The organism is Streptomyces sp. NPDC025721, from assembly GCF_055558595.1.
This window is the reverse complement of the sequence record NZ_JBVHMF010000008.1, coordinates 151,047-171,896: the sequence shown is the minus strand read 5'-3', so window position 1 is coordinate 171,896 and position 20,850 is coordinate 151,047. Positions and strand designations below refer to the sequence as shown.

The 20,850-nt window shown below is 73.0% G+C and carries 14 protein-coding genes; 9 read left to right on the top strand and 5 right to left on the bottom strand.

Annotated elements, in window-relative coordinates; genetic code table 11:
- Positions 1 to 5 precede the first annotated feature (5 nt).
- The 3 genes from ACZ4EF_RS14480 (at position 6) to ACZ4EF_RS14470 (ending at position 3,992) form a co-directional block, all read left to right on the top strand.
- Positions 6 to 2,231 (top strand): FAD-dependent oxidoreductase, encoded by a 2,226-nt coding sequence (locus tag ACZ4EF_RS14480; RefSeq protein ID WP_467504647.1) that lies wholly within the window; start codon positions 6 to 8, stop codon positions 2,229 to 2,231.
- 11 nt (positions 2,232 to 2,242) lie between these two features.
- A complete protein-coding gene (locus tag ACZ4EF_RS14475; protein WP_391121886.1) occupies positions 2,243 to 3,100 on the top strand; it encodes an NAD-dependent epimerase/dehydratase family protein in 858 nt (285 codons plus the stop codon).
- 130 nt (positions 3,101 to 3,230) lie between these two features.
- Positions 3,231 to 3,992, top strand: coding sequence for a polyamine aminopropyltransferase (locus tag ACZ4EF_RS14470; RefSeq protein WP_355339813.1), 762 nt, complete (start codon positions 3,231 to 3,233; stop codon positions 3,990 to 3,992).
- Positions 3,993 to 4,111: 119 nt separating this feature from the next.
- Here the strand turns inward: ACZ4EF_RS14470 and ACZ4EF_RS14465 are convergent, their stop codons facing one another.
- On the bottom strand, positions 4,112 to 4,690 hold the full coding sequence (locus tag ACZ4EF_RS14465) for a TetR/AcrR family transcriptional regulator (RefSeq protein ID WP_355339816.1): 579 nt from the start codon (positions 4,688 to 4,690) through the stop codon (positions 4,112 to 4,114).
- Positions 4,691 to 5,192: 502 nt separating this feature from the next.
- Here ACZ4EF_RS14465 and ACZ4EF_RS14460 point away from each other — a divergent pair.
- Positions 5,193 to 7,379, top strand: a complete 2,187-nt coding sequence (locus ACZ4EF_RS14460) for an MMPL family transporter (RefSeq protein WP_355339819.1) — start codon at positions 5,193 to 5,195, stop codon at positions 7,377 to 7,379.
- A 63-nt stretch (positions 7,380 to 7,442) separates the two neighbouring features.
- Here ACZ4EF_RS14460 and ACZ4EF_RS14455 read toward each other — a convergent pair whose 3' ends face one another.
- On the bottom strand, positions 7,443 to 8,009 hold the full coding sequence (locus tag ACZ4EF_RS14455) for a Uma2 family endonuclease (protein WP_467504646.1): 567 nt from the start codon (positions 8,007 to 8,009) through the stop codon (positions 7,443 to 7,445).
- A 64-nt stretch (positions 8,010 to 8,073) separates the two neighbouring features.
- Here ACZ4EF_RS14455 and ACZ4EF_RS14450 point away from each other — a divergent pair, with 64 nt between their 5' ends.
- The 3 genes from ACZ4EF_RS14450 to ACZ4EF_RS14440 all read left to right on the top strand — a co-directional run bounded on the left by ACZ4EF_RS14450 (position 8,074) and on the right by ACZ4EF_RS14440 (position 11,238).
- The gene (locus ACZ4EF_RS14450) at positions 8,074 to 8,448 is read left to right on the top strand and encodes a hypothetical protein (protein WP_467504644.1); all 375 of its coding nucleotides are present in this window, start codon (positions 8,074 to 8,076) and stop codon (positions 8,446 to 8,448) included.
- 65 nt (positions 8,449 to 8,513) lie between these two features.
- Positions 8,514 to 10,373 carry a protein kinase domain-containing protein gene (locus ACZ4EF_RS14445; protein WP_467504643.1) on the top strand — a complete coding sequence of 620 codons (1,860 nt, stop codon included), beginning with the start codon at positions 8,514 to 8,516 and terminating at the stop codon, positions 10,371 to 10,373.
- 34 nt (positions 10,374 to 10,407) lie between these two features.
- Complete coding sequence (locus ACZ4EF_RS14440; RefSeq protein WP_467504641.1) at positions 10,408 to 11,238, top strand: hypothetical protein; 831 nt, start codon at positions 10,408 to 10,410, stop codon at positions 11,236 to 11,238.
- A gap of 18 nt (positions 11,239 to 11,256) precedes the next feature.
- Here the strand turns inward: ACZ4EF_RS14440 and ACZ4EF_RS14435 are convergent, their stop codons facing one another.
- Positions 11,257 to 14,328, bottom strand: a complete 3,072-nt coding sequence (locus ACZ4EF_RS14435; protein WP_467504639.1) for a glycosyl hydrolase — start codon at positions 14,326 to 14,328, stop codon at positions 11,257 to 11,259.
- A 386-nt stretch (positions 14,329 to 14,714) separates the two neighbouring features.
- Here ACZ4EF_RS14435 and ACZ4EF_RS14430 point away from each other — a divergent pair, with 386 nt between their 5' ends.
- A complete protein-coding gene (locus ACZ4EF_RS14430; protein WP_355339835.1) occupies positions 14,715 to 15,464 on the top strand; it encodes a peptidoglycan recognition protein family protein in 750 nt (249 codons plus the stop codon).
- Positions 15,465 to 15,639: 175 nt separating this feature from the next.
- On the opposite strand, the gene ACZ4EF_RS14425 is transcribed toward ACZ4EF_RS14430, so the two are convergent.
- Positions 15,640 to 16,761, bottom strand: coding sequence for an LLM class flavin-dependent oxidoreductase (locus tag ACZ4EF_RS14425; RefSeq protein WP_467504636.1), 1,122 nt, complete (start codon positions 16,759 to 16,761; stop codon positions 15,640 to 15,642).
- A gap of 158 nt (positions 16,762 to 16,919) precedes the next feature.
- Here ACZ4EF_RS14425 and ACZ4EF_RS14420 point away from each other — a divergent pair, with 158 nt between their 5' ends.
- Positions 16,920 to 17,240 (top strand): SCO0607 family lipoprotein, encoded by a 321-nt coding sequence (locus tag ACZ4EF_RS14420; protein WP_391158514.1) that lies wholly within the window; start codon positions 16,920 to 16,922, stop codon positions 17,238 to 17,240.
- Positions 17,241 to 17,316: 76 nt separating this feature from the next.
- Here the strand turns inward: ACZ4EF_RS14420 and ACZ4EF_RS14415 are convergent, their stop codons facing one another.
- The gene (locus ACZ4EF_RS14415) at positions 17,317 to 20,808 is read right to left on the bottom strand and encodes a phosphodiester glycosidase family protein (protein WP_467504633.1); all 3,492 of its coding nucleotides are present in this window, start codon (positions 20,806 to 20,808) and stop codon (positions 17,317 to 17,319) included.
- Between the last annotated feature and the right edge of the window lie 42 nt (positions 20,809 to 20,850).

The following is a 20,850-nucleotide window of genomic DNA, read 5'->3' as shown; positions in this document are numbered from 1 at the left end:
ACGTCATGAGGAACGACACCGCACGGCACGACATCACCGTCGTCGGCGGCGGCCTGGCCGGGGTCTGCGCGGCCGTCGCCGCCGCCCGGCTGGGCCGGACCGTGGCGCTGGTCAACAACAGGCCGGTGCTCGGCGGCAATTCGAGCAGCGAGGTCCGCGTGTGGGTCTGCGGTGCCACCGGGCACGGCAAGAACCACCACGCCCGCGAGGGCGGCATCATGGGCGAGCTGTTCGTCGAGAACCAGTACCGCAACCCGGACGGGAACCCGTACTACTGGGACACCGTGGTGCTCGACGCCGTGCGCGCCGAGCCCAACATCACGCTGTACCTCAACACCGATGTGCGCGAGGTCGACGCCGAAGGTCCCGAGGACGCGCGCCGGATCACCGCGCTGACCGGCTGGACCATGGGCTCCGAGCGGCGCGTCCGCTTCGAGAGCGAGGTGTTCCTCGACTGCACCGGCGACGGCCTGATCGGCTACCTGGCCGGGGCCAGGCACCGCATCGGCCGCGAGGCGCGCGCGGAGTACGACGAGCCGTGGGCGCCCGAGACCGCCGACGACATCACGCTCGGCTCGACGCTGCTGTTCTACACCAAGGACGCCGGCCGCCCCGTCACGTACGTGCCGCCGGACTTCGCCAAGGACATCACCACGACGTCCATCCCGCAGCGCCGCATCATCAAGGCGGGCGACAACGGCTGCGCGTACTGGTGGATCGAGTTCGGCGGCGAACTGGACACCGTCCACGACAACGAGCGCATCCGCGACGAGCTGTGGTCGGTCATCTACGGCATCTGGGACCACATCAAGAACTCCGGCGAGTTCGACGCCGAGACCATGACGCTGGAGTGGGTCGGCTCGCTGCCCGGCAAGCGCGAATACCGGCGCTTCCTCGGCGACTACGTCCTCCACCAGGGCGACATCCTCGGCCAGACCGAATTCGCCGACCGCGTCGCCTTCGGCGGCTGGTCCATCGACCTGCACCCGCCGCAGGGCATGTACGCCACCGAGGCGGGCGCCAAACAGCGCTACGCGGACGGCATTTACCACATTCCGTACCGCAGCCTGTACTCGGTGAACACCGCCAATCTGCTCTTCGCCGGGCGGAACATCTCCGCCAGCCACGTGGCCTTCGGCTCGACGCGGGTGATGGCCACCTGCGCGACGATCGGGCAGGCGGCGGGCACGGCGGCGGCGCTGTGCGCGGACGCCGGGATCTCCCCGCGCGAGCTGGAAGTGGCGTCGCTGCACCGGGCGTTGCTCCGCGAGGACGCCTCGGTGATCGGGCTGGCCTCCGACGACCCGGACGACCTGGCGCTGCGGGCGACGGCGACGGCGTCCAGCACCCTGGCGGACCTGACCGTCGAGACCTCCGACGCCACCTGGCCGCTGACCGCCGACGCGGGCCTCGTCCTCCCGGCCGACCCCGCGCTCACCGGCCTCGAACTGCTGCTGGACGCCGCGCGCGACACCGTGCTGACCGTCGAGCTGTACGACCCGGAGCTGGGGCAGAACTATGTGCCGCGCCGCCTGGTCGGCTCGGTGTCGGTCCCGGTCGCCGCCGGGCGCGGGCAGTGGGTCAAGACCGGCCTGGAGTGGGCGCCGGACACCCCGCGCAACGCCTTCGTCGTCGTCCGCGCCGACCCGGCGCTCGCGCTGCGCGTCGCCGACCGGCCGACGCCCGGCGTGCTGTGCTTCACGCGGGTGCCGCTGCGACCGCAGGACGAGTCGCCGCAGCCGCTGCGCGAGTGGACGGACTCCGGCCTGCTGCGGCGGACCTTCTGCCTGCGGGCGGGGGAGACGGCCGCGTTCGCGCCCGCCAAGGCGGTCGACGGATACGTGCGGCCGTACGCGGGCCCGCACCTGTGGGTCTCGGAGCCGGTGCGCGAAGGCGCGCCGGAATGGCTGGAGTTGGCGTGGGACGAGCCGGTCGCGCTGCGCCGGATCGAGGTCGTCGCGGACGACGACGTCAACGAGGACCTGATCAATCTGCACCACCACAGGACCCCCTTCGACACGCTCCCGACGCTGGTACGGGACTATCGGGTGGAGGTGCGCGACGCGGCCGGGGCCGACTGGCGGGTGGTGGACCGCGTGACGGCCAACCGGCGCCGCCGTCGGGTCCACGTCCTGGAGGAGCCGGTCACCGCCCGCGCGGTACGGATCGTCGTCGAGGCGACCAACGGCGCCGCGTCCGCGCACGTCGTCGCCGTACGGGCCTACAGGTAAGGGAGTTGGCGGTGGTCACAAGGGTGCTGGTCACCGGGGCGGCCGGGCGGATCGGACGGGCGGTCCTCGCGCTGCTCGCCGAGCGCGGCGTCGAGGCGAACGCGCTGGTCCTCGACGACCCCGGCGACCTGGGCCGGCTCGGCGCACGGCTGGTCGTGACCGGCGACGCGGCCGACCCGGAGACCGTCCGCAGGTCCCTGGACGGCGCCGACGCGGTCGTCCACCTGGCGGCGATCCCGACGCCCGAACGCAACACGCCGCAGGAGGTGTTCAGCGGCAACACGCTCGCCACCTTCTCCGTACTGGAGGAGGCCGGGCGGGCCGGGGTGCGGCACGTGGCACTGGCCAGTTCGTGGGGGGTCACGGGACTGCCCTGGACCGGCGACCCGGCCCCGCACCCGCCGTACGTCCCCGTGGACGCCGCCATGCCCGGCCAGGTCGAGGACCCGTACGGGCTGTCCAAGCAGGTGGACGAGGTGACCGCCGCCATGATGGCGCGTCGGCACGCCATGAGCGTGGTCTGCCTGCGCTACCCGTACGTCGGCGGCTTCGAGGAGCGGCTGCGGGCGCACGCGGCGCTGGTCACCGAGCAACCGGCGTACGGCGCGCGGGACTTGTGGACGTATCTGGAGGTCGGCGACGCGGCGCGGGCCGCGCTGCTGGCCCTGCGGGTGACGGAACCCGGCGCGCATGTCGTGCACGTGTGCGCGCCCGAGATCCTGGTGCCCTTCCCCACCGAGGAGTTGATGCGCCGCTTCCACCCGACGACCCGCGTACTGCGTCCGCTGCCCGGCCGTACGGCACCGGTCGACACGGCGGCGGCGCGGCGGCTGTTCGGGTTCACGGCGGAACGCCTGATCGACGGGTGAGGTGACACCGGCCGGACGGCGCACGGTCGGCCGCGCGGTCGGGCTGGCGGTTGACGGCTGGTGAGGCGGAGGCCGCGCGGGCCGCTACCTTGGCCCGTACAACGCTGCCGTCGGGCCGGAGGAAAAGCACGTGAGCCGTCGCTTCGAGGAGATCGACTGGCGTCCGACGCCGATGGGCGAGATCAGCCTGCGGCGACGGCGGGACGTGGCGACCGGCGAGGACGTGCACGAGGTCAAACTCGGCGACGAGTTCCTGATGTCGAGCCTGTTCACCGCCGGTGAGATCGCGCTGTCCCGGCTCGGCCTGGCCGAACTCCCGGACGGGGACGGGGACGGGGATGGGGATGGGGACGATGGAGGGGACTCGTACGCGGATGTCGCCGTCGGCGGGCTCGGCCTCGGCTACACCGCGCGCGCGGCGCTGGAGGACGCGCGCGTACGGTCGCTGGTCGTCATCGACGCGCTCGCCGAGGTGATCGGCTGGCACCGGGAGCATCTGGTGCCGCTGGGCGCGGAGTTGACGGCCGACCCGCGCTGCCGCTTCGTGCACGGCGACTTCTTCGCCCTGGCCGCCGACGCCGACGGGCTCGACCCCGAGACGCCCGGCCGCCGCTTCCACGCCGTGCTCCTGGACGTCGACCACTCGCCCGCCCACGTCCTCCACCCCCGGCACGCCGCCCTCTACCGCCCGGACGGCCTGCGGCGGCTGGCCGCCCACCTCCACCCCGGCGGCGTGTTCGCCCTGTGGTCCAACGACCCGCCGGACGACCCCTTCACCGCCACCCTCCGCGAGACCTTCGCCACGGCCGAGGCCCACGTCGTCACCTTCCCCAACCCGCTCCAGGACGGCGAGGCGACCAACACGATCTACGTGGCGCGCACGGCGTCCTGACGTCGGTGCCGCGATGACGGACCGTCAGGCGGGCGCCGTGGGCAGGAAGGCGCGGGTCTCGGCGACCACACGGTCCTGGAACTCCGGCTCGCGCACCCGCGCGGACCGACGTGCGGGCGCTACGCCCTCGGCACCCGCAGAATCCGCAGCATCGTCGTCCGTAGCGCTTCCCCCAGCTCCTCGTCGGAGAGGTCGGCGAGGAGCGGCAGGGTCTCCGGGGCGAGGAGGGCGGTGCTGTAGGCGATGCGTTCGGCGGGTGTCGGCTGCTCGCCGTAGAAGAGGGTGAGGCCGCGCCGGTGCAGTGCGGCCACCTCTTCGTGGTTCTTGGTGGTGTGCCGCGCGTCCGGATCGGTGGAGGCCATCACGGCGTAGTGCCGGTTGGTGACGAGGAATTCGGCGAAGCCGTTGACCACGTGCTCGATGCGCGCCCGCCGGCCGCGCATCGCGTCGGCGTCGTCCAGCAGCGTCTCCATCCGGCGCATGCCGGGCTGCATCGCCGCGTGCAGGATGTCGCCCTTCGCGCGGAAGTGGTAGTAGACGGCGGCCTTCGTCAGGCCCAGCTCGTCGGCGATCATCTGGAGCGAGGTGGCGTTGTAGCCGAGTTCGAGGAAGAGCCGCTGGGCGGTGTCCAGGATCTGCTGCCTGGTCTGCTCGGCCTGCGCCGCACGGGTGGACATGCCCTTGGCAGGCGTCGGCATGGTTCTTGCTCCTCCTTCGTGGGCCGCGAGGACCGCACCGCAGCATACAAGCCGCCGGGGGCCCGGAAGCCGGTCGTCCGGCGGGTCACGGCCCCCTCGCGGGCCCGTCGCGGGCCGGTCGCGGGCGGCCCGTCTCACCGGCCGGGGGCTGGTCGCGGGCGTGCCGGATCACCGGCCGGGGGCTGGTCGCGGGCGTGCCGGATCACCGGCCGGGGACCGTTGCGGGCGGCCCGTCTCACCGGCCGGGGACCGTTGCGGGCGGCCCGTCTCACCGGCCGGGGACCGTTGCGGGCGGCCCGTCTCACCGGCCGGGGGCTGGTCGAGGGCGTGCCGGATCACCGGCCGAGGCCCGGTCACTCGCCAGCCAAAGACTAGTGACTCACCTGCCGATGTCCAGCGACTCACCATACGTTGGCAAGCGATTTACTTGACCTGCGGCTAGTGAATGCTTAACGTCAGGCTCGGCGTGCGCTACCCGAACCGGCCGTGGAGATATGTACCCATGTCAAGCTATTTGTACCGACTCGCCCGGCTCGCCTTCCGGCGCCGACGGCTGGTCCTGGCGTTGTGGCTGGTGGCGGCCGTGGTCGCCATCGCCGCCGCCCAGATCAGCGGCGGGAAGACCAACGACAACTTCACGATCCCCGGCACCGAGGCGCAGAACGCGTCCGACGTCCTGTCCGCCAAGCTGCCCGCCTTCAGCGGCGGCCAGAGCACGATCGTCTTCGCGACGACCCAGGGCAGCAGGAAGGTCACCGACCCGGCCACCATGAAGGTGATCGAGTCGGCCATGACCAAGCTGCGGACGGTCCCTCAGGTCTCCAACGTCGTCGACCCGTTCCAGGGCAAGCTCGTCTCGCAGGACGACAAGATCGCGCTCGGCCAGGTGCAGTGGTCGGCGGCGGCCACCGACGTCAAGGACGCCAACCTCGACCTGTTCAACGACGCGATGAAGCCCGTACGGGCGGACGGCGTCCAGGTCGAGTACAACGGCAGCGTCTATCCGGGCTGGCGGCAGGTGATCTCCGAGCTGCCCGAACTCATCGGCCTGATCGTCGCCTTCTTCATCCTGATGATCACCTTCGGGGCGTTCGCCGCGGCGGGCATGCCGATCCTGGGCGCGATCATCGGCGTCGTCACCACGCTGATGGCCATCACGGCCGTCGCGTCCGTGGTCACCATCGCCTCGGCCTCCACCACCGTCGCGCTGATGCTCGGGCTCTCCTGCGGCATCGACTACGGCCTGTTCATCCTGTCCCGGCACCGTACGAACCTGCTCAACGGCATGACGCCCGAGGAGTCCGTGCCGCTGGCCATGGGCACGGCGGGCAGCTCCGTCGTCTTCGCCGCGCTCACCGTGATCATCGCGCTGTGCGGGCTCACCGTCGTCGGCATCCCGTTCCTCACCGTCATGGGTCTGGCCGCCGCGGCCTCGGTCGCCGTCGCGCTGCTCATCGCGCTGACCCTGCTGCCCGCGATGCTCGGCTTCGCCGGGACCAAGGTTGCCACATTCACCCGGCTGCCCTGGCTCGGCGCCCGCGCGGAGCGGGTCGCCCGCCGTTCGGCCGCCGACCCGGACAGCCCCAACGGCGCCCGCTGGGCCCGCTTCGTCGTACGCCACCGCATCCTCGTACTCATCGGCGGCGTCGCCCTGCTCGGCGTGCTGGCCATCCCCGCCCTCGACATCCGGCTCGGCCTGCCCAGCAGCGCCTCCCAGCCGAAGAGCACCACCCAGCGCAAGGCGTACGACCTCACCACCGAGGGCTTCGGCGCCGGTTTCAACGGCGCGCTGCTGATCGTCGCGCAGAACACCAGCAGCCCGGCGGACACCGCGGCCATCGCGGCGCGGCTCACCAAGGTGCCGGGCGTCGTCAAGGTGACGCCGCTGGCCTCCAAGAACGGGGTCTCGCTGATCCGCGTGATCCCCAAGACCGGGCCGAACGACCCCGCCACCGCCGACCTCGTGCACACCCTGCGCGACGACCGGCAGCAGCTCGAAGGTCAGACCGGCACCGACATCCTCGTCGGTGGCACCACGGCCTCCAACATCGACGTCTCGGCCAAACTGTCCAGCGCGCTGCCGGTCTTCCTGATCGTCGTGGTCGGCCTGGCCTTCATCCTGCTGACCTTCGCCTTCCGCACCATCCTGGTGCCGATCAAGTCCATCCTCGGCTTCCTGCTGTCGATGGCCGCGGCCCTCGGCGCCCAGGTGGCGACCTTCCAATGGGGCTGGGGCCAGCGGATCTTCGGCATCACGCCGACCGAGACGATCAGCTTCCTGCCGATCATCATGCTGGCCATCATCTTCGGCCTGTCCAGCGACTACGAGGTCTTCGTCGTCTCCCGCATCAAGGAGGAGTACACGAAGAACGGCGACGCCCGCCGGGCCGTCCAGCGCGGCACCGGCCTGTCCGCCCGCGTCGTCACCGCCGCGGCCCTCATCATGTTCTTCATCTTCGTCGCCTTCATGTTCACCGACGACCCCACCATCAAGGCCATCGGCTTCAGCTTCGCCGCCGGCGTCTTCCTCGACGCCTTCGTCGTCCGCCTCACCCTCGTCCCCGCCGTCCTCGCCATCGTCCGCTCCAAGGTCTGGTACCACCCCCAGTGGTTCTCCACATACATCCCCGACCCCGACATCGAGGGCCAACGCCTCGAACACGAACTGAAATCCGGCCGCCTGACCTGACCCGCCCTGCCCTGACCCGCCCTGCCCTGACCTGACCCGCCCTGACCCCGGCCGCTCCGCGGTTCAGACCGAGCCGAGGTCGATCTCCGCGGCGAAGGGGACCACGGCCTTCACGGTGCCGGTGAACACGTCACCGTCGCGGTAGGCCGTGCCCGCGGGGTCGAGGACGTACGTGTAGACCAACGGGACGCCCGTGGCGGTCTGTTCGACGCGCCAGTAGAAGGGGATGCCGGCCTTCGCGTACTGGTCGACCTTCACGATGCGGTCGGTGGTCTCGGAGCCCGGCGAGACCACCTCGACCACCAGCAGTACGTGCTCGGGCCGGGTCGGCGTGACGTCGATGGTGTCCGCGCGGTAGACGACGACGTCCGGGCGGCGGTTGCTCAGCGGCACGTCCTGGAGCCGCACGTCGAAGTCCGTGTCCGCGTTCCAGTCCGCCCCGGAGGCGGCGTCCAGCCCGTTCGCCAGAATCCTCGCCAGGCGGTTGTGCCGCTTGGACGCGCTGGGGCTCACGACGACCATCCCGTCCACGATCTCGATCCCGGCGCACTGCTCCTCCGACCAGGAGGCGTACTGCTCGGCAGTGATCGGAGCGTGCATCCATGCGGGCGCGACCATCTCCGCGCTCATGGCGTACCTCCCCTGCACCTGCTCGACGGGCCTGACGCTGTTCGGCCCAGCCTACTGTCCCGATATGCCCCCCGCCGCCCTCATGGGCGTACGGCCGGGGAAGGGGCGCGCGGCGGGTCGCCGTATCGGCGGCGGCCGGTCCGCTGCCGGTCCGCAGCCGCAACGTCTCGTCGTAGACGCCGAGCCGCCCGTCGCACTGCCCCGGCGGCGGTTCCACCGGATCGCCCGTCGCGAACTGCGGCCCGACCCGCATCGCCGCCGCCGGCGCCTCCAGCAGGCCGCCGCGACCGCCCCCACCGTCCCCCGCATGCCCACTGTCACCACCCTGCGCGGCCACGGCTACCGTCTCGACCCGCCGCCGCCCTTCCGCCGTCCTTCCGCCGTCCGCCAGGGGGTGCCGGGGAACCCCGGTCGCAGTAATCTGCGTCGACGCCTATGAGCGCGCGTGAGCGCGGCGACGGCCGCCGGGGGGCGGGCAGGGGCGGATGAGGGGGACGGCACACGATGGACGGAAACGACGGCTCCGGCAGACCGGCGTACGACCCGGCCACGGGCTACGGCGGCACGCCCGCGAGCGGCGGCGGCACGGGCCACAGCGGTGCGGGCTACGGCGGCGCGGGCGGGGACGGGCCGTGGAGCGTGCCCGGGTACAGACACGAACGTGACCTCGGGGCGGGCGCGTCCGGCCGGGTCGTGCTGGCCACGCACATCGCCACGGGAACGGCGGTGGCGGTCAAGTACCTCGCGGGCCCCCTCGGCGGCGACCCGCGCTTTCGCACCGCCTTCCGCGCCGAGGCGGAACTCCTCGGCGGCCTGCACTCGCCGTACATCGCGCGCTTCTACGAGTACGTGGAGGACGGCGGGAACGCCGCGATCGTGATGGAGCTGGTCGACGGCATCGCGCTGCACGCGCTGCTGCGGCAGGAGGGCGCGACCGATCCGGAACCGGCGCTCGCGGTGCTGAAGGGCTCGCTGCTCGGCCTGGCCGCCGCGCACGCGGCGGGGGTGGTGCACCGCGACTACAAGCCCGCGAACGTGCTGGTCACCACGGACGGCGTGTCCAAGCTGGTGGACTTCGGCGTCGCGGTGCGCAGCGGCGAGACGGGCGCGGTCGCGGGCACGCCGTCGTACATGGCGCCCGAGCAGTGGGCAGGCGGCCCCGCCACCCCGGCGACCGACGTGTACGCGGCCACCGCGACCTTCTACGAGTGCCTGACCGGCAGCAAGCCGTACTCCGGCTCGACGATGTTCGAACTGGCCGTGCAGCACGCCGAAGCGCCCATCCCCGACGAGCGGGTGCCGGAGCCGGTGCGCGGTCTGGTCACCCGCGGCCTGGGCAAGACCCCGCAGGAACGCCCGCAGAGCGCGGCCGAATTCGTCGCGGAACTCCAGGCGGTGGCGGGCGCCGCGTACGGCGAGGACTGGGAGGAGCGCGGGCAGCGCAAACTCGCCGCGCTCGTGGCCCTGTTGCCGCTGCTGCTGCCGTTCGGCGGCGGCAGCGCCGCCTCGGGGACGACGGCCTTCGCGCACACGCAGCTCGGGCAGGGGGCGGGCGTCGCCTCCGGCGCGGCCCCCGCGCCGACTCCGGGCGCGGCGGCACCGGGCGACGCCCTGGTCGCGCTGGAGCGGCACCGCCCGGTACGCCCGGCCCGCTTCGGGCGGCGCGCCAAACTGGTGGCGGGCGCGGTCGCGGCCGTCCTGATATCCACCGGGCTCGTCGTGACCGCGGTGGCCACCGGCGGCGACGGTCCCTCCGACGAGGTCACCGCCGCCTCGACCCCCTCGGCCCTGACCTCCCTGGTCTCCGGCCAGCCCGTCGCCCCCGCGACCGGCACCCCGACGTCCGGTTCCCCGTCCGCGTCCCCCTCGGCATCGGGGTCCGCGTCCCCGTCCCCGTCCGCCTCGGACAGCGCCTCACCGAGCGGTACGACGACGACGGCGCCGGTCGATCCCCCGACGACATCGGCGCCGACATCGACGCCCCCCACCACGGCGCCCACGACGCCGCCGACGACACCGCCGACCACGACGACGCCACCCGCGCTGGTCGTGGACTCGGTCGCCATCGTGCGGTTCATCTGTAGCGCGGGCGCCGGACACACGGCGGTCGCGGCGGTCACCGTGCAGGGCAACGGAGCCGACGACGGCACCTTGGTCCTCACCTGGGCGCACACCACGGCGTCGGGACTCGTGTCGGGAGCGGTCACCGAGTCGTACCCGATCCCCAAGGGCGAGACGTCCTCCACCCAGTCCTACACTCACGCGTTCGGCGTCAGCCGCTTCCCCGGCTGGACGCTCACCGTCTCCTCGACGCCCGCCGCGGGCAAGGGGAACGGCTCCTCACAGACGATCGACGCCTGCTGACCCGCACTTCGGCCCTCCGCCAAGGAACCCGCCCATGCCGCACGACCGTGACCGCGACCAGAGCCGTGACCCACGCCTGCACTTCAGCACCCGGCCGCAGGCCGCCCCCGCCCCCGCCCCCGCCCCCGCCGCGCCGGACGACGGCACCTTCCGGCTCAGCGACCTCGGCTTCGGCGGCGCGAGCGATACGGACGGCGCGAAGGATACGGGCGGCGCGAGCGATACGGGCGGCGCGCGCGTCGGGGGCGGTGCGGGCGGCACCGAGGAGCCGGACGGCGCGACCGTACTCGACCCCGACTCCTGGTCCAGCGAGGTCCCGGAGGCGGAGACCTTCGCGTCCGGGCTGCGCCGCTTCGGGCCCGGGGTGCCCGAAGGGCCCGAGCCGTCGGTCGGTACGGAGCGGACCGCCGCCGTGTGGCACGGCACCGTGCGGCCGGGGGAGCCGGTGCTGCCGCCCGAAGAGCCGCGCCGGAAACGGGCGTTGGGCGGCTGGCTGCTCGCGCTGCTGGTACTGCTCGGGGTGGTGGCGTATCTGCTGTGGCAGCACTGGCCGGGCTCGGTGAAGGTCGACGGCGTCAGCGTCCGCAACGACACCGCCGTCCAGGGCTGCCACAGTACGGCGAAGGTGGTGGGCACGCTGCGGACCAGCGGGGACGCGGGAACGGTGCGCTACCGGTGGCGGCGCAGCGACGGCACGCTGTCCGACGAGTTGCGGCAGCGGGTGGCGAAGGGGCGGCGCAGCACCGACGTCGTGCTGCTGTGGTCCTTCGACGGCCGCGGCACGCTCCAGGCGACCGCGACCCTCGAAGTGCTCTCCCCGCAGCGGCAGTCGGGGTCGTACACCTTCACCTACCGCTGCTCCTGAGGCCGTTGACGCGCGCGGTCAGCCGATCCGCGCCTCCCCGTACGGGAGCAGCCGCACCGGACCGACCAGGCCGTACGGCTGGCGCGGCGATCCGCCGTAGACGCCCGGATCGCTGACGCGCAGCCGGTTGCCGAGGGTGGTGGCCACCTCGACCTCGATGGTGTTGTCGCCCTGGCGCAGCCAACCGCCCAGGTCCACCACGGGGTTGATGTGGTCGACGGGGTCGAGGCGGTGGCCGTTGACCGTCACGCGGCAGGTGTCGTAGACCGTGCCGAGGTCGAGCAGCGCGCCGTGGCCGCCGGTCCAGGCGCGGCCGAGGCGGACGGTGGTGCGGTAGCGGCCGATGCCGGAGACGTCGGCGAGCGCGGGGATGTCGGGCCAGGCGGCGAGCGCGTCGAGGGTGAGCGCGCGGCGCACGACCCTCGTCTCGGTGGCGGTGGCGCCCGGCTGCCAGTCCTCGACGTCCAGCCGCCAGCCCGTGAGCTGGGTGGGCTGCGGCACGCCGGAGATCCGGCTGCGCACCGTGCGGCGGCCTTGGGACAGTTCGGTGACGTACTCGCCGTCGGCGGAGCCGCGTACGGTCAGCCGCCCGTCGGCGAAGAGCACGGTGTCCGCGGTGGTGGACACCGCGTGCGGGCCGCTGCCCGTGCGGTCGCCGAACAGGCCGGGCACGCCGAGCGCGACGACCATGGTCTCGCCGGGCTGGAGCGCGACGCGCAGCGTGACCGTGTCGCCGGTCTCGGTGTACGTGCCGATCCGCCGCACGCGTCCGGTCCACAGGTCCAGCAGGTACGGGACGTGGCGGGTGCTGCCCCGGCGCAGGGTCACCTCGTGGTCGACGGCGGCGACCGGCGGCTTGACCGTCTCGGCGTGCTTGCCGTTGCAGAAGTAGAAGTAGTCGACGCCGTCCGCGTACCGGTGGGCGTTGAGCAGCGTGGAACTGGTCGCGTACGAGACGAGCGGTGTCACGCCGAGGTCGGCGAGCGCGGCGCCCACCGCGGTCTTGTCGGTGATCTGCCGGACGCGCGGCTGGGCCAGCAACTGGGCCAGCACCGCGCGCAGTCGGGCGTCCTGCCCGCCGGTGTCCAGGCCGGGGACGGTCGCGGTGCTCCAGTCGCCGAGCAGCACGATCGGCAGCCCGGCCTTGGTGAACGCCAGGAATTTCTCGGCGACTTCGACCGGCAGCGTGCAGGTGGACCCGGCGAAGAAGTCGGCCTCCACGAACAGGGCGCGGTACGCGGGTCCGCCCGCCGCCAGCACCCCGTTGGTCACCCGCGCCGACGGCAGGCTCAGCAGCGGCTCGCTGATGAACTGGTGGTTCCAGCCCAGCGGTATGCCGGTCGAGGTGAACCAGGACGCGCCGATGCCGGTCGCGGTGTAGCCGGTCTGCCGGAAGATCGCCACGTCCTGGCGCGGCTTCCCCGCTTGCAGGACCTGGTGCACACGGGCCAAATAGCCCGACATATCGGCGATGTGACGCCACGTCGGATGCCGCGGCCCCCACGACTCCCCGTAGCCGACACCGCCGTGGTACGGGGTGAAGGCCGCGTATCCCGGCCAGGCCACACCGGGCAGGGCCGCGTACGAGAAGCCGTGGATCACCGTCTGGTTGACCCCGGCCGCGTACGCGCCGCCCATCGTGCGCAGGAACTTCTGCCAGGTGGTGCTGTACGCGCCGCCGGTGTACGCGCCCGACTCGCAGGACAGAATGGTGCTGCCCGCCATGTCCCGCCCGCCGGCCAGGCACCGGTAGTCGTCCAGGTTCTTGAAGCCCAGCGACTCGCCCTCGGGGATGTCCAGGAGCGCGGCGGTCGCGATGGCGTCGGTCTGGAGCCCGTACGGCTGCGCGCGCAGCTTCAGTCCGAAGGTGCTCGCCCACTTCTTGATCGCGGTGACGTGGTGGGTGTTGTACAGCTCCGAGACCGTCTGCCAGAAGTCGTGGCGTACGCGGACGGTCAGCGCGGCGCCGTACGCGTAGACCTGGTTGCTCTTGTTGAGCAGCAGCGCGGGCAGGTACGGCAGCAGGTCGTAGCCGCGGCGGCGGGCGAATTCGGCGGGCAGCGCCGGGGTCCACAGCAGGGCGCGCGACTCCAGCTCGATGGAGTCCTCGAAGAGGGCGCCGCCCGCGCGGGCGATCAGCCGGCGCACCGGCCGGGTCAGCAGGTCCGACTCCCAGAAGTCGGTGATCGCGCGGGTGCCGGCGGGGCTGAAGTGGTCCACGACGTACGCGGTCGGCGCGGTGTGCGGCCCCGCCTCGGGGGTCTGGCCGGTGCCGCGCAGCCAGTGGGCGAAGAGCAGCCAGGACCCGCCGTCGTCGGGCGCGGTCCAGGTGACGGCGCCGTTGGTGACCGTGCGCGTGAGGTCCACCAGGGTGGCCGGGTCGAGGCCGGTCTCCTTGCGGGTGCTGTTGGCGGTGTCGACGCGGACCGCCTGCACGGCGAGCAGCGTGGCCTTCGCGGCGGCCGGGTCGGCGGCGACGACGGGGGCGGGGACGGGTCCCTCGTAACGGGCCCCGGCGGCCAACGCGACGACACCGTAGGCGAGTTCCTGTACGGCGGCCGGGCTGTCCGGGGTGATCGTGGGGACGGCGGTCGGCCAGGCGGGGCCCGCGGTGAGGTCGACGGTCAGGCCGCGGCGGTCGGCCTGCTCCAGCGCGGCCTCCATCCCGGCGACCCAGCTCGCGCTGCCCCAGCCGTGGTGCGCGGTGTCCAGGACGGCCGGGTCGTCCACGCTGTGGTGGACCGCGGCGATCTCGACGCCGCCGAAACCGGCGTCCGCGATCTGGTCGATCTCGCGGCGGATCTCGGCGGGCTCGACCAGCCCGTCCGGCCACCACCAGCGGAATTTGGGCCGGACGGGGGCGGGCGGGGCGCTGAACCAGGAGGCGGAGCCGGGGGCGCCGGGTCGGCACGGGGCCGGGTGCGCGGAGGCGCTGCCCGCCGCTCTCGCCCCTTCGGTCGCGTGCGCGGTGCCGGTGGCCGCGCCCCACGTGAGGGCCGCGCCCGCGGCGGCTCCGGCCTGGAGGACGCGGCGGCGGGCGACACCGGTGTCCGGGCGGCTGTCGTCGGCGTGGCTGGCGTCGTCGGTCATGGTGCGCGTCTCCTCGTATGAAACGTTTTAAGTTCCGGGCGGACGCTATGGCCGAGAATCGTCAGACGTCAAGGGGGTGGACTTGTCGGATTCATTGAACAGATTCAATCGAGCGGGGAAATGCATGCCGCAGGGCCGAGGGCGGCACCCGTGGCGCGCGCCCGTCCGCCGCGCGCCCCGCCCCGTGTCCGCCCCGCGCCCGGCGCCGTGTCCGCCGCGCGCCCCGCCCCGTGTCCGCCCCGCGCCCGGCGCCGCGTCACGCTCCGCCGTATGGAGGAAAGTTTCATCCGCACTCTGTTCTGCGGTGGTTACTTGGCATTAAGTTCCAACGGCAGCTGCCCGCACGGAATTTGACGCTCTCCCTCACCCCCACCACGGGAGCACACATGTCGGTCCCTGAGCACTTCGCCATGCCCCGCGCCGCCCAGTCCCGCACCGCCCAGTCCCCCGCCGCCGAGTCCGGCACGGACGAGTCCCGCGCCGCCCTGTCCCGCCGCCGCTTCCTCGCCTCGGCCGCCGTGCTCGGCGCGAGCGCGGGAGCCGTGATCGTCGGCGCCGCGCCCGCCTCCGCCTCCGCCGCGCGGATCGTCCCCGAGCCCAACATGTTCGACACCACGGCGTGGGGCGCCCGCCCGCCGTCCTCCCCGGTCAGCCTGGCCGGGAACAACCCCAACAAGATCGTCGTGCACCACACCGCGTTCGCGAACACCGCCGACTCCGGCACGTCCGGCTCGTTCGCCATCGCGCACGAGATCCAGGACCTGCACATGGACACCAACGGCTGGATCGACACCGGCAACCACTTCACCATCAGCCGGACCGGCATCATCATGGAGGGCCGCCACCGCAGCCTGGAACGGCTGCTCGCGGGCAGCAACATGGTCGTCGGCGCCCACACCGTCGGCCAGAACACGCAGGGCATCGGCATCGAGAACAACGGCACGTACACCTCGGTCGCGCCGCCGTCGATCCTCTACGCCAGCCTCGTCAGCCTCTGCTCGTACATCTGCTACAAGTACGGCCTCGCGCCGACGCAGATCTTCGGGCACCGGGACTTCAACGTCACCGAGTGCCCCGGCGACAAGCTCTACGCGATGCTGCCGCAGCTCCGGTCGGACGTGGCGTCCCGGATGTAGCGGCGGGTCCGCCCGGTGCGGCGCCGGGCCCGCGCGGGTTCGGCGATCCGCCGTGCGGACCTCCGGGTTCGGCGCCGCGCCGGGCCCGCGCGGACGCCCAGGAGGCCGCCGAGTCCCTCGACACCTGGCAGTCCGCCCACGCGTCCCGTACCGCGGCCCCGCTGTCGAGGCACGGCTACGAGGACTGAGCCGGGCGCCAGCCCAGGGCCGGGCCCAGGGCGCCGGCGAGGTCGGTGAGGATCTGGACGTAGTCCTCGTGGGCGAAGGTGAAAGGCAGGGCGAAGGCGACCTCGTCGATCTCGCGGAAGGCGGCGTGGGCGTGGAGGCGTTCGGCGAGCTGGGCCGAGGGGCCGACGAAGTCGGGGGAGAAGAGCATGCGCGCCGGGCCCTGCGGAGCCGTGGTGCGCGGGAGGCGCTTGCGGGCGTACTCCTCGTAGCGGGCGCGCTGCGCGGGCGTGGCGCTGTCGGTCGGGATGACGACGAGGCCCTGTGAGACGCGGGCGCGGTCGCCGTCGGGGTGGTGGGCGCGGAAGGTCCTGATGTGGGAGAGCTGGATGTCGGCGAAGTCCGGCGCCGGGCCCGTCACCGCCGCCTCGGCCGCCTCGGCCTCTGCCGGATTCTCCGACTCCGCCGCCTTCGCAGCCTTCGCAGCCTTCTCCCGATACTCCGGCTCCTCCGCCTTGACGACGCTGCTCGTCAGGAAATTCATGCCGTTCTCGCCCGCCCACCGCGCCGACCGCAGGCTCGCGCCGCCGTACCAGAGACGGCCGCCGAGGCCGGGGGAGTGCGGCTGGACGCGGTCGGAGAAGACCTCGATGCCCTCGACGCCGCTGAAGTCGGTGGCGCGCTCGCCGCGTACGAAGTCCAGCAGCCGCCGGACGCGCGGGTAGCCGAAGTCCTCGGCGTCGGCGGTGTCCGGGTAGAGCGCGGGCCCGACCTGCTCGAAGTGCGTGGGCGGGCCGACGCTGACGCCGGGGTTGAGCCGTCCGCCGGACAGGATGTCGACCGTCGCCAGATCCTCGGCCAGCCGCAGCGGATTCTCCCAGCCCAGCGGGATGACGGCGGTGCCCAGCTCGATCCTGCGGGTGCGCTGGCTCGCCGCCGCCAGCACGGCGACCGGCGAGGAGATCCCGTACTGGAGGTGCCGGTGCCGCACCCACGCGCTGTCGAAGCCGAGCCGTTCGCCCAGCTCGATGATCTCCAGCGTCGACTCGTGCCCCCGCCGGGGATCGGCCTCGTCGAACAGCCCGATGGTCAGGAAGCCCAGCTTCCGCAACGGCTCGGATTCCAGCGGCACAGCACGCCTCCCACGTTTCCGTCCATACTCACGCCCGCCCGCCGCCCCCGCACCCCGTACCCACCGCGACCTGAGTACGAGCACGGATGATTCGGACACATCCGCGCGGCCACACTGGTCCAGGAGCGAAGATCACCTACGCGAGAGGCGGCAGCGCCGTGCAGACCAACCATCCCCGTCGGCCCCGGATTCCCGCCGGCCCCCGGCTCACCCTGATCGGACTGTCCCTCGCGGGCGTCGCCTTCATGGGGCTCGGCTCGGCGTGCAGCATGCAGGACGCGATGTGCTCGGGCGGGGAGTACCCGGTGGCGTCGGTCGGGCCCCCGGCGGGCGGCGGGGCCTGCGTGTCGGACAAGGAGGAGCCGCCGAAGGGCTTCGTGCGCTACCCGAAGGGCAAGGTCCCCCGGCACGTGGACGACAAGTGGGACAAGTACTGGCAGGAGCACTCCCTGGACGCCGACGGCAACGAGGTGAAGTGAGGCCCCGCCGCGGGGGCGGGACCTCACAAGGCGTGCCGGGCCCGCGTACGGATCGGCGTACGCGGGTACGTAGCGGCTACTTCAGCGTCACCGTCGCCGACGCCGTCAGGCCGCCCGAGGCGACCGTCACCGTGACCGTGCCGCGCCGCAGCGCGGTGAGCGTGGCGGTCGTCGGGTCCAGGACCGCGAGGGTCCCGGGACGGCGCTTGGCGGCCTTGGCCTCGGAGGGCGAGTCGGTGACCAGGACGCCCGCGGACCCCGACCAGACCACCGTGGCGGGGTAGCGCAGCGGAAAGCGCAGTCCGAACTCGCTGGTGATGCCGGTGGCCGCCAGAGCGGCCGACGTGCCGACGGGCACGGGACCGTCCGCCGTCAGCTCGATCCCGTCGATGACCGGGCGGCTCTCGGCCCGCAGCCACTCGCGGGTCCGCGGGCTCGGCTGCCCGGCCCGGACGCGCGCGGGCCTGGGGTCGACGCCGACGTGCATCCAGCCGAAGAAGCCGCCCTGGTCGGGCGAGCTGTAGGGCGTCTTGCCCACGGCCGGGGTGGTGACCTCCAGGACGCCGTCGGTCCGCGTGACCGACGCGGTGTGCGCGTGGCCGGTGAAGAGCGCGACCGGCTTGCCGGAGGTCTCCCGGAAGTCGGCCAGCCACTTCTGGAGGAGCCCGGCCTCCAGCTGGTCGGCGAGCTGTGAGGCGCCCGCGCCCGAGGGGTCCCGCAAGGGGTGGTGGAAGGACAGCACGACACCGGTCACCGACCGGTCCCTGGCCGCCTTCGCCAACTCGGCCTGGAGCAGAGGCACTTGGTCCCAGTCCGAGGTCCGCATGTCGCCGGTGTGCGAGTCCAGCAGGATGAAACGGGTCCCCTTGTGGTCGAAGACCTGCCGGTTGGGGCGGCCGGTCACGGCGAGGAACGCGTCGAGGCCGCCGGTCGCGGACAGCCCCGCCTCGTGGTTGCCGGGCGTCCAGTACACCGGCAGCCCGGCCGGTACGTGGTCGCGCAGCAGCCCGTTGGCGAGTGCGAAGTCCTCGGGGTTGTTGTTGTCCACGAAGTCGCCGTTGATCAGCAGGAAGTCCGGCCGGGTCGCGACGGCCTGGCCGAGCGCGGTCACCGCCTGCCGCCCGGAGAAGGAGTCGAGCCCGGCCGCCGCGCTGACGTGCAGGTCGGACAGGACCGCGAAGGTCCACCGCCGGTCCGGCAGTCCGCCCTGCTCGACCACGTACGGGTCGGGCTGCGGGGCCTGCGAGGTGTCCGGCTGCTGCCCGACCTGCGCGGCGAGCCCGTCGAAGTCGAGCCGCCCCGCGTTCTTGTTGGTCTGCGACGTCTCCGCGATGTAGATCCGCAGCAGCGTGACCGGCTCCGAGTACCCGGCGGGGAGGTCCCCGACGACCCGCCGCCACCCCGTCCAGTCCACGGTCAGCGCGAGCGTGAACGGCACATTGGTGGTGCCCTGCGAGTACATCATGCAGCGCAGCCAGTGGTTGTTGCCGTCGCCGTTGACCCACAGCGCGATCCGCTTCGTGCCCGTGGGCAGCGTGATCGGACCGCCGCCGGCCACCGCGTACGCCGCCGACGTACTCGTCTGCCCGGTGAAGTCGTACGTGAGCCGCAGCGCGTGGTTGTCGGCCGCCGCGCCCGGCCGGTCGGGGGCGGCGACGAAGGCGACCGACGCCGTGCCCCGCGCGGCCAGCGCCGTCCAGTTCTCGGCCGGCTCGAACTCGGCCAGCGACACGTCGACCAGGCCGACCGTCACCGGCAGCCGTGCCGTCACGCCCCCCACGGTCGCCGTCAGGACGGTGGCCTTGCCGACCGCGCCCGCGTCACCGGTGATCCGGAGGCTGCCGTCGGGCTGCGCGGCCACCGTGATCAGGGCCTTGTCGTAGACGAGTCGGACGTCACGCGGCGCGACGGGCGCGTCGAAACCGTCCGCGTCGTACCCGGTCAGGCTGACCGACGCGGTCGCGCCGGGGTCGATGGTGACGGCCCGCTCGGTGAACGCCAGCCGGTGCAGGTCGCCGAGGACCCGCAGTTCGTGCGCGCCGTCCGCGTCCCCGGACCGGGCGCGCAGCGTTCCCGCGCCGGGCTTCCTGGCGCGGAAGACGCCGTCGCGCGCGGTGCCGAGGGAGCCGGGGGAGGCCGACCACCGTACGGGGTCGCGGTGTTCGTCGATCGGCACCGGCGCCCACGTCTCGTCGTAGCCCGCCGCCGCGACGTCCACGGTCAGCCCCGGCACGACGCGGTCGGCGCGCGGGCGTACGTCGAGGCCGCGCAGCCGCCCCGAGCCCTTGCGGGCGGCGAAGAGGCCGACGCCGTTGGGCACGGGCCGCTCGCCGCCGTCCGAGGGGGTGTTGACGACTCCGGCCCCGGTGTCGCCGGGCCTGCGGGCGACGATCTCGGTGGAGCCGCCGCCGTCGAGCATGAACGCCTCGGTGGCGCCGAGCCGCACCAGCAGCTTGGCGGTGTCGTCGAAGCTGAGCCCGGCGGAGAAGTTGGCCGAGCCGTCGATCGCGACAAGCAGCAGGCGGTGGCCGCCGTCCAGCCACGCGATGGCGGTGCGCGGCTTGGCCGCGTCGTTGCCGGTGCTCGGCGGGAAGTCGATCGCCGTGCCGCCGCGCACCAGCACCTCACCGCTGCCGAGCGCGGTGCGCAGCGCGACGGGCGCGTTCGTCCGCGGCGCGAAGTCGACGGTGACGGCGTCACCGGGCTTGGCGGCGGCCAGTTGGGCCGTCGCCGCGCCCCGGCCGAGCACGACGAGACCGCCCTCCGGCACCGCGGTGTCGGTGAGTTGGGCGTTGACGGCGGTGATCTTCCCGCCCGCGACGACGAGTTCGGTGTACGGGCCCGCGTCCTGGATGAGCGTGCGGCGCCCGGCGCCCCACTTCGGGGTGTATGCGGCGACGCCGTCGGCGGGGACCGAGGGCGAGTTGAGGGCGGTGAGCGGCCGTCGCGTCCCGGCGACCGTGACCGTACCGGTGAGCACCAGGTCGGCCAGCCGGGCCACCCGGTCGGCGCCGATCGCCGCGACGGTCGCCGTCTTGTTCGTGCCCTTGCGGAGCGTGCCGTCCTGGATTTCCGGGCCCTCGGCCGCGAAGGTCTCGGTGATGTCGAAATAGTCGCCGTTGACGGCGGCCACGGCGTGCTGCGCGTTCGCCGCCTGGGCGAGCGGACGCGGATCGCTCACCTTGTCCGCGACGAGGTCCACGCCGACCGACGCGTTGCCGAGATCGGCGTTGAGCACATGGACCCGCGTCCAGCCGGTGCGGCCGAATGTGTCGAAGGAGGTGAGGACGATACCCGGCGCGACCGGGTAGTCCGCGCGGCCCGCCACGAGGGATTCCCCCGGAACGGCCAACTGGTAATTCGGCGGCTTGTATTCGGCGTAACCGGGGTATTTCGCCGATTCCGGCGGAGTGAACGCCGGTGTGCTCCCGGACTGTCCCGATGTGCCCTGTCGGCTCGTTTGCGCGCTCGCGGTTCCGGCGGTCGCGGTGAGTCCGGCGGCGACGGCGCCGACGATGAGGCCGCGTCGCGTTATCCCCGAGGCGGCGCTGGTTTGCTGATTCTCCATGGCGCATCACGCTATGGGTTTTTACCGTCGATGAGATGAACG

Bases quoted from the DNA above. Each gene is read 5' to 3' on its own strand.
- ACZ4EF_RS14480 (WP_467504647.1), top strand. From the start codon at position 6: ATGAGGAACGACACCGCACGGCACGACATCACCGTCGTCGGCGGCGGC.
- ACZ4EF_RS14465 (WP_355339816.1), bottom strand. From the start codon at position 4,690: ATGCCGACGCCTGCCAAGGGCATGTCCACCCGTGCGGCGCAGGCCGAG.
- ACZ4EF_RS14460 (WP_355339819.1), top strand. From the start codon at position 5,193: ATGTCAAGCTATTTGTACCGACTCGCCCGGCTCGCCTTCCGGCGCCGA.
- ACZ4EF_RS14455 (WP_467504646.1), bottom strand. From the start codon at position 8,009: ATGAGCGCGGAGATGGTCGCGCCCGCATGGATGCACGCTCCGATCACT.
- ACZ4EF_RS14450 (WP_467504644.1), top strand. From the start codon at position 8,074: ATGCCCCCCGCCGCCCTCATGGGCGTACGGCCGGGGAAGGGGCGCGCG.
- ACZ4EF_RS14445 (WP_467504643.1), top strand. From the start codon at position 8,514: ATGGACGGAAACGACGGCTCCGGCAGACCGGCGTACGACCCGGCCACG.
- ACZ4EF_RS14440 (WP_467504641.1), top strand. From the start codon at position 10,408: ATGCCGCACGACCGTGACCGCGACCAGAGCCGTGACCCACGCCTGCAC.
- ACZ4EF_RS14435 (WP_467504639.1), bottom strand. From the start codon at position 14,328: ATGACCGACGACGCCAGCCACGCCGACGACAGCCGCCCGGACACCGGT.
- ACZ4EF_RS14430 (WP_355339835.1), top strand. From the start codon at position 14,715: ATGTCGGTCCCTGAGCACTTCGCCATGCCCCGCGCCGCCCAGTCCCGC.
- ACZ4EF_RS14415 (WP_467504633.1), bottom strand. From the start codon at position 20,808: ATGGAGAATCAGCAAACCAGCGCCGCCTCGGGGATAACGCGACGCGGC.